This window comes from Streptomyces sp. CWNU-52B, from assembly GCF_047444975.1.
GTDB lineage: Bacteria > Actinomycetota > Actinomycetes > Streptomycetales > Streptomycetaceae > Streptomyces.
On the sequence record NZ_JBLFJV010000021.1, the window covers coordinates 9,198 to 23,639 of the forward strand.

Below are 14,442 nucleotides of genomic sequence, written 5' to 3' on the forward strand. Positions count from 1 at the left end.
CGCGGCCGCCGGCCCCGCCCCGAAGCGCCGGTTCAGCCCGGCGGCCAGCGCAACCGCCCGGCCGGGCACCGCGTCCACCACCGTCACCTGCCCGGCGCCCAGCGTGAGCAGGGCGTGCGCGACGGCCGCCCCCGCTCCCCCCGCCCCGCACTGCGCCACCCGCTCCAGCGGAACATCCGGCAGCCCGCGCGCGAAGGACGCCGCGAACCCGGTGACATCCGTGTTGTGGCCCACCGCCCGCCCGCCGTCCGCGTCGAAGACGACGGTGTTCACCGCGCCGAGCGCCTCGGCCTGCGGAGACAGCGCGTCGAGGTGCTCGATGACGAGCTGCTTGCAAGGATGGGTGATGTTCAGCCCGTCGAAGCCCAGGTCGCGTGCGGCCCGCACCAGATCCCCCACCGCGTCCGGGGCGACACCGAGCTCGTCGATGTCGATGAGGCGGTACAGATAGCGCAGCCCCTGCCTTCCGGCCTCCCGCTCGTGCAGGGCCGGGCTGAGCGACGGCCCGACCCCCGCGCCGATCAGTCCGACGAGATACGAGTCCTTGACCACGGCGGACCTCCTGAACGACGCGTTATGTACGAACTAGTACGTTAGCTATATCAGGCATGCCCGGCCCCGGGAAGGCCCACCGGACGAGCGGGGCCGCGCACCGACGCCTGCTTCTACAATCGCGGGCACTGGCCCCTCGCCCGAAGGAACCCGATGACCAGCGTCGAAGAACCGGCACGGCCGAACGGGCGCATCCGTGACGCCGCCCGCACGAAGGCCGAGATCCTCGACGTCGCGTCCAGGGAGTTCGCGCGGGCCGGCTACGACGGGGCCCGGGTCGACGAGATCGCCGCCCTCACCCGGACCACGAAGCGGATGATCTACTACTACTTCGGCGGCAAGGAACGGCTGTTCACAGCGGTGCTGGAGCGGGCGTACGGCGTGATCCGCGAGGCCGAGCAGAGACTCGACGTGGAACACCTGGACCCGGTCGCGGCCATCCGGCGGCTGGCCGAGCTGACCTTCGACCACCATGAGGCGCACCCGGACTTCATCCGCCTGGTCAGCATCGAGAACATCCACGGGGCCCAGCACATCGCCGCCTCCGAGGAACTGGGCAGGATCGGCTCGCCCGCCCTGGACGTGATCCGCCGCATCCTGGCGTCGGGACGGGAGTCGGGCCTGTTCACGGCCGATGTCGATGCCGTCGACCTGCACGCGATGATCAGCTCGTTCTGCTTCTTCCGGGTCGCCAACCGGCACACCTTCGGGGCCCTGTTCGGCCGCGACCTGGTCGATCCCGCGCGCCACGCGTACTACCGGAGCATGCTGGGCGACATGGTCATCGCCTATCTGACGGCGGACCGCGCGGCGCACTGAGCACGGGCACCGAGCGCGGCGGCGCCGAGCGCAGGGCTCGGGGCGCGGGGCGCGGAAAACCGGGGCCCGGGGCACGGGCGCGCCCGAGCGGCGGGCACCAAGATCCTTGGACGCGACCTCTTGACACCCGGGAAGCACCAGCGCACCATCCGTAGCCATCGCTACTAACTATCCAGTGGGTTAATTAGCCGCTCAGCACCCGGAACGGGTCGCCCCACCCCCCCCTCCGTGCAAAGGAGCACCGTCGTGTCCGTCCCCGCAGCACCCCTCGACGCGCCCCCCGGCCAGCCCAGGAAGGCGGCGACGGCCGCCTGGATAGGCAGCGCGCTGGAGTACTACGACTTCTTCATCTACGGCAGCGCCGCCGCGCTGATCTTCCCCGAGGTCTTCTTCGACGACTCGGACCCGGCCACCGCGACCCTGCTGTCACTGGCCACGTTCGGAGTCGCGTACGCGGCCCGCCCGGTGGGCGCCCTGTTCCTCGGGCACTTCGGCGACAAGGTCGGCCGCAAGAAGATCATGGTCTTCACGCTGATCCTGATGGGCGTGTCGACGTTCCTCATCGGCTGCCTGCCGACGCGCGACCAGGTCGGCACCCTGGCCCCGGTGCTCCTCGTCCTGTGCCGGATCCTGCAAGGCATCTCGGCGGCGGGCGAGCAGGCCGGCGCCAACTCCATGTCGCTGGAACACGCACCGCCGGACAAACGCGGCTTCTTCACCAGCTTCACCCTCAGCGGCACCCAGGGCGGCCAGCTCCTCGCCACCCTGGTGTTCATCCCGGTCGCCGCCCTCCCCGAGGACCAACTGCTCTCCTGGGGCTGGCGTGTCCCGTTCTGGATGAGCATCGCGGTCGCCGTCGTCGGGTACGTCATCCGCCGCACCCTCCAGGAGACGCCGACCTTCACTCAGCAGGCCGCCACCGAGGGCGTCGCGAAGATGCCTCTCGCCGTGCTGATGCGCGAGCACTGGGCGGACGTCCTGCGGGTGGTCGCGGCCTCCCTCGTCGCCTCGGTCAGCACGATCTTCACGGTGTGGGCGCTGGCGTACGCGACCAGTGACTCGGTCGGGATGGACCGCACGTCCATGCTGTGGGTGAGCGCGCTCGCCAACCTCGCCGCGCTGGGCGCGATCCCGCTGTGGGCCGTCCTGTCCGACCGCGTCGGCCGCCGCCCGGTCTTCCTGATCGGCGCCGCGGGCAGCGCCGTACTGATGTTCCTCTATCTGTGGGCCATCTCCACGGGCTCGTACCCCTTGGTCCTGGTCCTCGGCATCCTCACCTTCGGCGTGGTCTACAGCGCCGCGAACGGTGTGTGGCCCTCCTTCTACGGGGAGATGTTCTCCACGCGGGTCCGGCTGTCGGGTACGGCCATCGGGACGCAGATCGGTTTCGCGGTCGCCGGGTTCGCGGTGACCTTCGCCGCGCGGATTGCGGGGCCCGACGGGGACGGCTGGGTGTCCGTGGGCCTGTTCACGGCCGCGCTGTGCGTCCCGCCGGTGATCGCCGCGATCTCGGCGCGCGAGACGCACAAGGTGCCGACGGAACGGCTCGGCGAACCGGCGCCCCAGGGTTCACCGGGCCGGCAGAAAGTGCCGGCCTGAGCCCACGAGGCGCGCGTCAGCAGTCTCAGTGCCCCTCTATCGCCCACACCCGGCTGCCTTCTGACTGTCCGCCGGACGGAACGGGGGCGGCCAGCCAGTCGGCGACGGCCGCCGCGATGGGCTGACCCGAATCGATCTGTACGAATCCGAACTGGCCGGACTGGTTGCACTCCAGGAACCACCACATCCCGTCGGTGTCCTCGGCGAAGTCGAAGGCTCCGAAGGCCAGTCCGGCGTCCCGGAGATAGGCACGCACCCCGGCGGCGATCGACGACGGCGTGTCCACCGGGCGCCACAGGGCGTCGGAGGTGGCGAACCGTACGTCGACCTCGTCGGGGTCGGCGTCCGGGGCGACGGCCTTCCGGGCGGCGAAGAGCCGGTCGCCGACACAGGTCAGCCTGATGTCGGCCCGCTTGACGACCCGTCGTTGGAACAGGGTCGGACCGAAGGCGACCGCCGCGAAGTCCGTGTCGGGTGCGACCCTGCTGGTGGGCACCGCCCTGGGCGGCTCCTGCGGATGCGCGCCGGAGACCGGCTTGACCACCAGATCCGGAAAGCGAATCGCGAAGTCACGGGCGGCCTGCGGGAACGTCGTGATCAAAGTGGCGGGTACCGGGAGGCTGCAGCGCTGGGCCAGGTGCAGCTGCCAGGGCTTGTGCCGGGCCCGGTGGGCGGCGTCGGGGTGGTTCATCCAGCGGGCGTCGGTGGAGCGCAGCATGCCGTAGAGCGCCTGTGAGGACTCCTCGGTCAGCCAGTCGGAGGGCTCGGCGGAATGGGACGCGGGCACGCCGGGCCTGCGGACCCAGACGGACCGCAGCCCGTTCATGCTCACCAGCCGGCCACCGGCGGACAGATGTCCGCGAAAGCCACCGCGCACATACTCGCCCGACAGGGCCACCGGGCCGGGCAGGTCCGCGGGATCGAGGCGGACGACCGGGACGCCGTCCCCGTCGAGCTCCGCCACCACCATGTCCGCGGTCACATCCTGTTCGCACGTCAGGATCAGAACCGTCATCGTCAGGGGTCCTGATTCAGTCGTCGAAGTGGGTCTTGGAGCCCGCGGTCGAGGTCGTGGACCCCAACTCCCGCAACACGGCGTAGTCGTGAGCGGCGAGCCGCCCGTCCGGGAGTACGTTCAACTGCAGTCCGGAGTCATAAGCGTACGGAACGCTGACCTCCAACTGCTGGGCCGGACGGGCATAGTTGAGCGCGAACGGTCGCATCGGTTCTCCTTGCTCGGTGCGGACCCGGTCAAGCGGATTGTGACGCTCCGGCATCACTCCGCCCGGTGGGTCCACAGGGCTTCCACGGAGATATACGAATCGAACTGGAGAATGGTTGCCTCACGCTGCGTAGTCACAGAAGCCGTACCCTTCGTCACTCGTTCCGTCCGGGCCGATCCTGCGTGCAGAGAGCAGCCATGCGCCCTGTATGACGCGCGCACCCGACTCGTGGATCCAGCGCCGGGCCGGCTGTCGGGCGCACGGGAGCACACCCGTGTCCGTCGGACGCCCCGCGCGCCCGTCGGGCACCCGGGGACGGGCGTGCCCGGCGCACGCCGGAGCGCGGAACATCACCCCCGCACGGCCGTGACCATGGACTTCACACCGCGGGCGGCTCTCGCGCGGCACGCTCGGCCGCCCACCGGAGGTGCGCCGAACGGAGGTTGGCGCCGGACGCCGACGGGCCGGCACACGTCGTGGAGCGGATCGCGACCGACGCGCACGAGCCGTACGGGATCCGGTCGAACCGGTTCGCCTCCCGACATCTGACCTCTCGGACGGAGACCGGCCTCCCGGCTTCCCGACCGCCGCGCCTCGGCATGAGTGTGGCGCACATCTCACGCCTGAGGGCCCGCGGGAGGTTTCAGGACCCGCCGGACCGATCTCCGACCGTGGTCGGGTGTGTGCGCAGGGTCGTACCGGACGCCGCTCCCGGCCGAGGGGGCAAGTTGCCTCGTTCACAGGCGAGTTGGACATGTCGGGCGCCGGACGCGCGCCCCCCGCGGGACGAAGAACCGCCCGTGCGCCGCGACACAGGTCGACGGCGCACGGGCGGCTACGGGCGGACTACGGGTGGACGGAGTGGCGTCAGACGCGGTGGCCCACCACGGCGTCCAGGTGGGGCAGGTCGTGGTCCAGGCGCTCACGCTTGGTGCGGAGGTAGGTGATGTTGTCGTCGCAGGGCGGGATCAGCAGCGGAACCTGCTCGTCGACCCTGATGCCGTTGCGTATCAACGCCTCACGCTTGCGCGGGTTGTTGGAGAGCAGCCGCACCGAGCGGACACCGAGGTCGTGCAGGATCTCCGCGCCCACGCCGTAGTCACGGGCGTCCACGGGCAGTCCGAGCGCGAGGTTCGCCTCGACCGTGTCGAGCCCCTCCGACTGGAGCTTCATCGCCTGGAGCTTGGCCAGCAGCCCGATACCCCGGCCCTCGTGCCCCCTCAGGTAGATCAGGACGCCACGGCCCTCCGTCGCGATCTCCCGCAGCGCCGTGGTGAGTTGGGGCCCGCATTCGCAGTGCCGGGACCCGAACGCGTCGCCGGTCAGGCACTCGGAGTGCAGCCGCGTGAGCACGCCCTCTTCTCGTATGTCACCGTGCACCAAGGCCACTTGTTCGTCTCCGCGGGTACGGTCCAGGTAGCCGACGGCCTGGAAATCGCCGTACACCGTGGGCAACGGGGCATTCACGACCCGCTCGACGCCTGAGGAGTGGGATTTCCCGGCGAGTACGCCATCTATTTCTGTCATGATTCTGGTTCCTAAGCAGAGACGAAAGGTCGCGAGAACATGGTCAATTCGGACGGTTCGGAAATACGGCTCACGGCGTCAGGGCCGTTGCCCGCGGACACCACGGAAGACGTACGGGCCCGGGGCGCCGGGGTGGCCCGGCAGATCGCCGTGCTCCCCGTGGGCAGCTTCGAGCAGCACGGTCCGTATCTTCCGCTGTCGACCGACACGCTCGTCGCGTGTGCGATCTCCCGGGAGGTCGCTTCCGCATTCCCCGTCCATCTCCTTCCTCCGGTGACGATCTCCTGCTCGCACGAACACGCGGCCTGGCCGGGAACGGTGAGCATTTCCTCCGTGACACTCCATGCGGTGGTGCGGGACATAGCCGATTCGCTGCGTCGGTCGGGCGTGGACACATTGGTGATGATCAATGGTCACGGCGGCAATTACGTGTTGGGCAACGTCGTCCAGGAATCCTCCGCGGCCGGTGCGAGAATGGCTCTCTTCCCGGCGGTCGAGGACTGGGAAACGGCCCGGGAGGCGGCTGGGGTGGAGACCTCGCTGCTCACTGATATGCATGCGGGGGAAATCGAGACCTCCATTCTTCTGCACACCAATCCGGAATTTCTCAGGCCTGGTTACGAGACCTCCGACTCCGTCGCCGACGACCGCCGGCATCTGCTCACCCTCGGCATGTCCGCCTACACCGGGTCCGGTGTCATAGGCCGCCCTTCGAGGGCGTCGGCGGAGAAGGGGAAGGAGCTTCTGGCCTCGCTCGCCGACTCCTTCGGAGCGTACTTCTCGCTGCTGACATCGCAGTCCGAGGACGACGTCGCCGCCGTACCGCCCACCGCACCGCCCGCCGTGCCGCCGGTCGCTGATCCGCACTGAGCGTCCCCGTTCCCTTCCGCCTGTCGCGCGCCGGCCCGGCGCGGGCCGCGCAGTCCCGCGTACCAACGCGCCACCAGTACGGCGACCCCGGGCAGGGCGGCCGCGAAGCTGAGCACGCCGTAGACGACGGCCACGGTCAGGCCCTGTGTCGCGCCCAGCCCCGCGGCGCCGAACGCCCAGGCGGTGACGCCCTCCCGGGGTCCCCAGCCGCCGACGTTCAGCGGCAGCCCCATGGCGATCAGGGCCAGCAGTGCCAGCGGCACCAGCGCGGCGACGGACGCGGTCGAGCCGGCCACCCGCGCCGCGAGCAGGAACATCAGGATGTGCCCCGCGAGGACCACGACGGACGAGAACACGACGCCCGGCCAGCTGCCGCGGGACAGCAGTGCCCCGCGCGCCTCGGCCAGCGTGGTCCGTACGGCCTGGTGGCGGCGGGAGGTGCGCGGCGCCCTGCCCCTGCCGCGCACGACGCCCACGGTGACCACCCCGCACACCGATGCGGCGGCCAGCAGCACGACGAGGTGCCTGGTCTCGTCGAGGACCGGCGAGGGCTGGGTCAGCAGTACGGCCACCCCGACCACGGCCAGGACGGCCTGGCCCGCGACCCGTTCGAGGACGACCGCGCGCACCCCGCGCCCGACGTCCCCGGCGCTCTGCCCGTGCCGTACCGCCCGGTGGACGTCGCCGAGTACGCCGCCGGGCAGCGCCGCGTTGAGGAACAGCGCGCGGTAGTAGTCCGCGACGGCGGGGCCCAGCGGCAGCTCCAGCCGCAGGCTCCGGGCGACCACGCACCAGCGCCAGGCGCTGAACACCGTGGTGAGCAGGCCGATGCCGAGCGCCGCGAGGAGCGTGACCCCGTCGATCCGGCGCAGGCCGTCCAGGAAGACGCCGGTGCCCAGGCGCCAGGTCAGCACGGTGAGGATGACGACACCGGCCACCGTGCCGAAGTGGGTGCGCAGGAAGCGGGAGTCGAGGCGGGCACGGACCCTGGCCGTGCCCCGGGCCACGGCGCGGACCAGCACACGGACCACGCCACCGCGCGAACGGACGGCGGCACCGTCGGCGTCACCGCTCCGGACCGTCGGCGCCGCGGACCCGGCCGTCGCCGCCGCCTCGACCGCCGCCGGCTCCTCGTGCGGGGCGGCAGGCGACCGCTCCTCCTCCGCCACGGCTCCCGCACTCATCAGGCTCCCCCGACCGGGCGGGCCAGCGCGAGCAGATCGCTGTGGTGGACCACCGCGTTCAACTCCCCCGCCTCGCAGGCCGCGAGACGCTCCTGGAGATAGGTCTCCGCGCGGGTGGCCAGTTCGGGACGCTGCTCGACCGCCGCGCCGACCCAGCCGCGCAGCCACTGGGCCGTCAGCGCGGACTCGTCCGGGCCCAGGCGCCACGCGCTGGGGTGCACCTGCACGGTCGCGCCGTGCCGGGAGAAGGCGTCGCAGGCCTCGCTGATCGCCTCGGGACCGAGCAGGTCCCCTCGCCGCTGGTGGTCGTTGAACGCCTCGGTGATCTCGGCGTCCAGCGGGTGCGCCGGGGTGAGTTCGACCCGTCCCACCACCGAGAGGGTGAGCAGGGCGGGGCAGCCGGCTCCGGCGCAGGCCGCGGCCAGTGCCTCGATCTCGTCGGCGTTGAGGACGTCCAGCAGCGCGGAGGCCGTCACCAGGGAGGCGCCGGCCAGGGCGTCGGCGGTCAGCCGGCCGACGTCACCGCGCTGGGTCTCCACCGTCACCCGGCTGCCGTCGGCGGCCGAACGGGGCGACCCGACGGCGGCGAAGTGCAGCAGATACGGGTCACGGTCGTGCAGGACCCAGTGCTGGGGCCCGTCGAGCCGGGGCGCGAGCCACCGTCCCATGGAGCCGGTGCCGCAGCCGAGGTCGTGGATGACAAGGCCGCCCGACCGCCGCGGCAGGTTGGCGAGCCGGATCCGCAGGGGATCGAGCAGCTCGGCCGACCGGGCCGGGGCGTCGACGCCCTCCCGCAGCTGGAGCCACTCGGGCGCGTAGCGGGTGGTGTCGTCGGTGGCCTCGCCACGGGTGCGGTCCCCGAGCCGAATCGTTCCTGTGTCCCGGCCGGGCGCCCCCGCCCCGGAACCCGCCACGGGACCCGAGCCGGAACTCGGCACGGGACCGGCTCCGGCGACCCCGGTCGGTGTCGTGCTCGTGCCGCTCATGCCGCCCCCCTCCTTGCCTCGCTCTTCAGTCGCCCCATGACACCCGACAGGTTCCGGGCCGTGATCGCCCAGCCGCCCAGGGAGGCCCGGCGGGCGCGTGCGGCGGCCTTGAGACGCCGGCGTACGTCGGCCTCGCCGAACCAGCCGCGCAGTTCCGCGGCGAGGGCCGCCGGGTTCTCCGGCGGGACGAGCAGGCCGGGCACCCCGCCGTCGGGTGCGCGTCCGACCGCCTCGGGGAGCCCGCCGACGTCCGTGGCCAGCACGGGGATCCCGCGGGCGAGCGCCTCGGTGACGGCCATGCCGTACGTCTCGGCGTACGAGGTGAGGACCATCAGGTCGGCCGAGGCGTAGCTGGCGTCGAGCGCGGCACCCGACCTGGGTCCGGCGAGCTGCAGCCGGTCGCCGAGGCCGTGCCGGTCGATCAGGTCCCGCAGCCCGGCCACGTACCCGGGATCGTGGTCGAGGCCGCCGACGAGCACGCAGCTCCAGGGCAGGTCGGTGACGGTGGCGAGGGCCTCGACGAGCCGGTGCTGCCCCTTGCGCGGGGTGACCGAGGCGACGCACAGCAGCCGGGAGACACCGTCGGTGCCGGGGGCCAGCGGTGCGATGTCGGCGCCGGGGGCGGCGACGTGGACACGGTCGGGCGCGAGTCCGTGGTGGGCGACGAGCCTGCGGGCCGCCCACTCGCTGGTGGCCACGACGGCCGGCACGGCGCGCAGGGTGTGCCGCTCCCGGGCGTCCAGGTCCGCGGCCACCTCGGGCGTGAGCCCTGTCTCGTCGCCGAGCGGCAGGTGTACGAGGATGACCAGGCGCAGCCGTTCGGCCTCCGGGATGACGATCTCGGGGACCGCGCAGGCGACCAGTCCGTCGAGGAGTACGACGGTGCCGTCGGCCAGTTCCGCGAGGGTGCGGGCCAGTTCGGCACGGGCCGGCGCCTCGGGCTGGGGCCAGCTGCCGTCGAGGGCGTGCTTGTGGACCTGCCAGCCGAAGCCGGGCAGATCGAGGCTGACGCGGGCGTCGTAGACGTTGCCGCCGCTCGGCATGGTGGGGTCGTCCACTCCGCCGGGCATCACGAAGTGCATGGCGCGCAGGGACATGGGGATGATGTCGGCGTTGTGGTTCACAGGGCACGCTCGTAACTCGCCCAGGCGATGTGCGACTCGTGCAGGGTGACCGTGATGCCGGCCAGGCCGCGGGCTCCTTCGCCCAGTGCTCCCTTTTCCACGCGCTCGGCGAGGCGATCGGCGACGACCTTCGCCAGGAACTCCGTCGAGGTGTTGGTGTCGGCGAACACCGGCTCGTTGTCGAGGTTCCGGTAGTTCATCTCGGCCACCACCTCCCCGAGTTCCCTGGTGGCGAGTCCGATGTCGACGACGATGTTGTCGTCGTCCAGCTCGGCGCGGCGGAACGTGGCGTCCACGAGGAACGTCGCTCCGTGCAGTCGCTGCGCGGGTCCGAAGACCTCTCCGCGGAAGCTGTGGGCGATCATCAGGTGATCGCGGACGGTGATGCTGAACAACGGACGACCCTCCAGGTGCGGCGCGTCTGACCCCTCTGCCGGGGCGTGCCGTGTAGTACGGCCGGTCCGTTCTCCGTGTTCAGGGGGTTCGGGTCGGAGTTTCGGACAGGTTTCCCGAGACAGGGTTGCCAGCTGGGCGCGTGGTGCGGACTTGGTTACCGGTGGTGGGGTGTGACTACTCGTCGCCGGTGCCGGTGCCGGCATCGACATCGGCGTCGTACCGCACGAGGTGACACATCGCCGTCGTCTCGCCGGCGGCGAGAGCGGCCATCGCCCCGGGCAGATCCTCGAAGGCGCATTCGCCGGTGATCAGGGTGTCGAACGCGGGATCGGCGAGGAGTTCGAGCGACAGCGCGAGCCGGTCCGCATAGGTACGCCGGGAGCTCCTGGCCGGTGAGACCGTCCCGACCTGGCTGCTGCGGATGACGAGCCGGCGGGAGTGGAACGCCTCGCCGAGCGGCAGGCTGACCTGCCGGTCGCCGTACCAGCTCAGTTCGAGGACGGTGCCCTCCGGGGCGAGGAGTTCGAGGGCGCGGGAGAGCCCGGCCTCGGTCGCGCTGGCGTGCACGACGAGGTCGCGGTCGCCCGCGGCGTCCGCCGGGAGCGCGAACTCGACGCCCAGCGCCTGTGCGATCTTCGCGCGCGCCGGGTCGGCGTCGACCAGTTGGACGCGGGCGGCGGGGAACCGGGCGAGGAGCGCGGCGACGCTCGCGCCGACCATGCCCGCGCCGACCACGGAGATGCGGTCACCGAGCAGGGGGGCCGCGTCCCAGAGGGCGTTGACGGCGGTCTCCACGGTGCCGGCGAGCACGGCACGTGAGGCGGGCACGTTCTCGGGCACGGGGGTGACCGCGCTCGCGGGGACGACGTACCGGCTCTGGTGCGGATAGAGGCAGAAGACGGTCCGTCCGAGGAGTTCGGCGGGACCTGCCTCCACCGTTCCGACGTTCAGGTAGCCGTACTTGACGGGTCCGGGGAAGTCGCCTTCCTGGAAGGGCGCCCGCATCGCCGCGTACTGGCTCTGCGGGACTCCGCCGCGGAAGACGAGTGTCTCCGTGCCGCGGCTCACCCCCGAGAAGAGTGTTCGTACCAGGACCTCGCCCTCGGCGGGTTCGGGCAGGCGGGTGTCCCGGAGTTCGCCGTGACCGGGAGAGCTGAGCCAGAAGGCGCGGGCGGAACGGTCCATTCGGCATCCTCCTGAGTGGTTCATGTGAATCGGCTGAGCGCGCGGGCTGAACGATCGGGCGACGAGCCACGTACCGACCTTTGCGAAGCCGCGCACAAGGTACGCGGCGACGATCGACTCTGTCACCTGGCCGGAGGATGTGCGGTGGCCCTGAACAACACGTACGACGCGAGGCTCTTGCAGCAGGAGACGGCCGTGGGAGCGGGCGTGCAACTTCTGCTGTTGACCGTGCTCGGCACGGCGATCGGCTTGGGCCCCGCGGGCTGGCTCACCGGGCTGGCGTTCGGCATCGCGACCTGGGCGGTGCTCTCCCGCGCGCTGCACCGGTCGCGGCCCCGCTCCTTCGGCGTCGCCAACCGCGTGACGCTGGGCCGGGCCACGCTCGTCGGAGGGGTGACCGCGCTGGTCGCCGACTCCTTCCAGAGCCCGCCGCCGGTCACGGTGCTGGTCGCGCTCACGGCGGTCGCCCTGATCCTCGACGCGGTCGACGGCAAGGTCGCCCGCCGCACCGGTTCCTCCACGGCGCTGGGGGCGCGCTTCGACATGGAGGTCGACGCGTTCCTGATCCTGGTGCTCAGTGTGTACGTCGCCACGGCGGTGGGGCCGTGGGCCCTGGCGATCGGCGCGATGCGCTACGCGTTCGTGGCGGCGGCCAAGTTCCTGCCGTGGCTCAACGGCACGCTCCCGCCGAGCACGGCCCGCAAGACGGTGGCGGCGCTGCAGGGTGTCCTGCTGCTGCTCGCGGGCTCGGGGATCCTTCCGTACGCCCCGACGTTCGGGGTCGTCGCCCTCGCCCTGGCCCTGCTGACGTGGTCGTTCGGCCGGGACATCGGCTGGCTGCGGCGCACGCGCGGCTCCGTCGAGCGGGAGGCCGCCCACCTGGAGGTGGAACGCCTCCGCGAGCCCGCTGCCGCGGCGGCCCAGTAGGTTTCGACGTTCACCCTCACCTGCGGGCGGACGGGGGCTGGCCCCGGAGGCGCGGGCGCAGCCCCGCCCTCCAGGGGCGCGAGGAACTGCGCGACCAGCCACGACCGGCCCCGGAGGCGCGGGCGCAGCCCCGCCCTCCAGGGGCGCGAGGAACTGCGCGACCAGCCACGACCGGCCCCGGAGGCGAGGGCGAAGCCCCGCCTTCCAGGGGCGCGGGGAACTGCGCGCTCAGCCCCCACCCACCCGCAGTCGACGTACGTCGGCCGCCGATCGCATTCAGGCGTTCGATCTCCGCCGGCGGCAGAACCAGGTCCGCCGCAGCGATGTGCTCGCGACGACGTCCCCGGAATGAGCTGGGCGTCGGAGACCCTGCTGACTCCGAACGGTTCCTACGGCACCGCGCGTTCAGCACGGGCGGTCGCGGTCGCCGCTGCACGGGACTCGTACACGATGACTTGCGCCCCGTTGATCCGCGCGGCGTGGTCCTTGGTGAAGTATTCCGCCAGAACCCTCTCCTTCATCCGCTCCGTCTCGGTGCGTTCGACACGATTTCCCTGGGGTTCCGTCACCACGACGATGCGTTCGCTGCCGCGCATGCGCGCGCGGATCTGCGAGGAAGGCAATTCCGTGCCGTAAAGGCCGTGCGAGGCTTCCGGGGTGAGTTCCTGGGCGAGGTCGAACATCCGTCGACTGAGCCACGGATAGGCCAGTGTCCATGCGCGCCTCTTCACTGACAGGTAGAGAATCGCGTCACCGGGAGCGGCTTCCCTGGACAGCACCCTCGCCAGCTCGGTGACATCGTCCGATCGGCTTTCCGGTGTCCGCACCTTGAGGGATTCGGGCACGAGCAGCCCGATGGCCACGGCGACAACGACCACCGCGGTCACGCGCGGACTGCGCCCCAGTTCGGACACACGGTCCAGCACCGCTCCCAGGAGGAGCGCCAGACCGACGAAACCGTAGAGCACGTACCTCTCCACATAGAAGGGCTTGTAGAGAGAGATCAGCACAAGAAGCACGGTGGGCAGCACGAACAGCGGAAGGGCTATCGCCCGCAGACTGAAAGGCACTTCGGGGCAGGCCCTGCCGGCGTTCCTTGGTGAAGCGAAGTGGAACAGCACGATCGCGAGGGAGAACTGTATTGCGAAGCGCTGGTACTGACCGCCGGTGACACCGTTGATCCAGGCGACCTGCTCGGACTGTGCCATTCCCAGCGCCGCAAGGGGTGCGGCTCCCACCGCGACCACCAGTGCGGTGCGGGCCCACGGGCGCCGCGCCCGGCCCGGCAGGGCGACGGCGTGTGCCACCAGGGCGAGCGCGGCGAACTGATGCAGAATGCACGCCGCCAGCATGAGAGCGCCATAGGCGATCCACGGCGCCGCCGGCCTTGCGCGCCCGGTGCTCGCCGGGGCCCGGCAGCCGAGTACCGCGCTCACCAGAAAATACGTGGCCCAGACCACCAGTGCGCAGACGAGCGCGTACGAACGCCCCTCCTGCGCATAGCGTTGAACAGCCGGAAGCAGGGCGAAGGAAAGACCTGCCAGTACGCCGGCTCGCGTCCCCGCCAGTCGGCCCCCGAGTGCCGTGACTCCCGCCGCCGCCAGCGCGCCGGCGAGAACGGAGGGAAGGCGCAGCACCAGGAGGTCGGTCCCGAACAGGCCGAACAGGCCGTGCATGACGAGGTAGTACGCCCCGTGCACGGCGTCTATGGTGCCCAGCGTCTGCCACAGGTCCGGCAGGCTGCGGGAAGCCAGTCCGAGCGTCGCGGCCTCGTCATGCCACACCTTCTCGTCTCTGCGAATTCCCCACAGGCCGAGCAGGAGGGACAGCAGAACGGGCAGGAGCGACGGAACGAGGAATCTCCGGCGCAAAGGCGCGGCAACTCCCCGAGGAGCGGTCTTCTTGTCGTTGACGATTTCGAGCTCGGCGAGGGACATCGACGGCAGGGCCTTTCAGCGGCGGCGAGAAAACTCCGCCAGCGTGCCCGGACCTCGTTGACCGCATGCTGACCCGACCTGACCGGCTGATCAGGAAGGCGGGCCGACGCTGT

Annotated in this window: 12 protein-coding genes and 2 pseudogenes (1 of these 14 cut by a window edge); 4 read left to right on the forward strand and 10 right to left on the reverse strand. The window is 71.4% G+C overall.

Going from position 1 to position 14,442, the window contains the following annotated elements; translation table 11 throughout:
- Window positions 1-552, reverse strand: a pseudogene (locus ACLVWQ_RS21040) (shikimate dehydrogenase); it reaches 340 nt to the left of the window's first position.
- A 153-nt stretch (window positions 553-705) separates the two neighbouring features.
- Here ACLVWQ_RS21040 and ACLVWQ_RS21045 point away from each other — a divergent pair.
- Together ACLVWQ_RS21045 and ACLVWQ_RS21050 are read left to right on the forward strand one after the other, a co-directional pair.
- Window positions 706-1,371 (forward strand): TetR family transcriptional regulator, encoded by a 666-nt coding sequence (locus ACLVWQ_RS21045; protein ID WP_414110579.1) that lies wholly within the window; start codon window positions 706-708, stop codon window positions 1,369-1,371.
- A gap of 246 nt (window positions 1,372-1,617) precedes the next feature.
- Window positions 1,618-2,970, forward strand: coding sequence for an MFS transporter (locus tag ACLVWQ_RS21050; protein ID WP_414110581.1), 1,353 nt, complete (start codon window positions 1,618-1,620; stop codon window positions 2,968-2,970).
- Between the two features lie 25 nt (window positions 2,971-2,995).
- Here ACLVWQ_RS21050 and tgmB read toward each other — a convergent pair whose 3' ends face one another.
- The 3 genes from tgmB to ribA all read right to left on the reverse strand — a co-directional run bounded on the left by tgmB (window position 2,996) and on the right by ribA (window position 5,720).
- A complete protein-coding gene (gene tgmB, locus ACLVWQ_RS21055; RefSeq protein ID WP_414110582.1) occupies window positions 2,996-3,985 on the reverse strand; it encodes an ATP-grasp ribosomal peptide maturase in 990 nt (329 codons plus the stop codon).
- Window positions 3,986-4,001: 16 nt separating this feature from the next.
- Window positions 4,002-4,193 (reverse strand): putative ATP-grasp-modified RiPP, encoded by a 192-nt coding sequence (tgmA, locus tag ACLVWQ_RS21060; RefSeq protein WP_414110583.1) that lies wholly within the window; start codon window positions 4,191-4,193, stop codon window positions 4,002-4,004.
- An 867-nt stretch (window positions 4,194-5,060) separates the two neighbouring features.
- Window positions 5,061-5,720, reverse strand: coding sequence for a GTP cyclohydrolase II (gene ribA / locus ACLVWQ_RS21065; protein WP_414110585.1), 660 nt, complete (start codon window positions 5,718-5,720; stop codon window positions 5,061-5,063).
- Window positions 5,721-5,759: 39 nt separating this feature from the next.
- On the opposite strand from ribA, the gene ACLVWQ_RS21070 reads away from it, so the two are divergent.
- Window positions 5,760-6,590 carry a creatininase family protein gene (locus ACLVWQ_RS21070; protein ID WP_414110586.1) on the forward strand — a complete coding sequence of 277 codons (831 nt, stop codon included), beginning with the start codon at window positions 5,760-5,762 and terminating at the stop codon, window positions 6,588-6,590.
- Between the two features lie 152 nt (window positions 6,591-6,742).
- Here the strand turns inward: ACLVWQ_RS21070 and ACLVWQ_RS21075 are convergent.
- The 5 genes and pseudogenes from ACLVWQ_RS21075 to ACLVWQ_RS21095 form a co-directional block, all read right to left on the reverse strand.
- A pseudogene (locus tag ACLVWQ_RS21075) lies at window positions 6,743-7,774 on the reverse strand (lysylphosphatidylglycerol synthase transmembrane domain-containing protein); the annotation flags it as partial.
- Window positions 7,774-8,760: a hypothetical protein gene (locus tag ACLVWQ_RS21080; RefSeq protein WP_414110588.1), complete on the reverse strand. Its 987-nt coding sequence runs from the start codon at window positions 8,758-8,760 to the stop codon at window positions 7,774-7,776. The gene ACLVWQ_RS21080 and the pseudogene ACLVWQ_RS21075, both read right to left, overlap by 1 nt.
- Window positions 8,757-9,857: a glycosyltransferase family 4 protein gene (locus ACLVWQ_RS21085; RefSeq protein ID WP_414110845.1), complete on the reverse strand. Its 1,101-nt coding sequence runs from the start codon at window positions 9,855-9,857 to the stop codon at window positions 8,757-8,759. Before ACLVWQ_RS21085 ends, ACLVWQ_RS21080 begins: the two co-directional genes overlap by 4 nt.
- A gap of 23 nt (window positions 9,858-9,880) precedes the next feature.
- Window positions 9,881-10,279, reverse strand: a complete 399-nt coding sequence (locus ACLVWQ_RS21090) for a 6-pyruvoyl trahydropterin synthase family protein (protein WP_055513514.1) — start codon at window positions 10,277-10,279, stop codon at window positions 9,881-9,883.
- A gap of 175 nt (window positions 10,280-10,454) precedes the next feature.
- Window positions 10,455-11,465 (reverse strand): zinc-dependent alcohol dehydrogenase, encoded by a 1,011-nt coding sequence (locus ACLVWQ_RS21095; RefSeq protein ID WP_414110589.1) that lies wholly within the window; start codon window positions 11,463-11,465, stop codon window positions 10,455-10,457.
- A gap of 144 nt (window positions 11,466-11,609) precedes the next feature.
- On the opposite strand from ACLVWQ_RS21095, the gene ACLVWQ_RS21100 reads away from it, so the two are divergent.
- Window positions 11,610-12,392, forward strand: coding sequence for a CDP-alcohol phosphatidyltransferase family protein (locus ACLVWQ_RS21100; RefSeq protein ID WP_414110590.1), 783 nt, complete (start codon window positions 11,610-11,612; stop codon window positions 12,390-12,392).
- Window positions 12,393-12,781: 389 nt separating this feature from the next.
- On the opposite strand, the gene ACLVWQ_RS21105 is transcribed toward ACLVWQ_RS21100, so the two are convergent.
- Window positions 12,782-14,329 (reverse strand): hypothetical protein, encoded by a 1,548-nt coding sequence (locus ACLVWQ_RS21105; protein WP_414110591.1) that lies wholly within the window; start codon window positions 14,327-14,329, stop codon window positions 12,782-12,784.
- Between the last annotated feature and the right edge of the window lie 113 nt (window positions 14,330-14,442).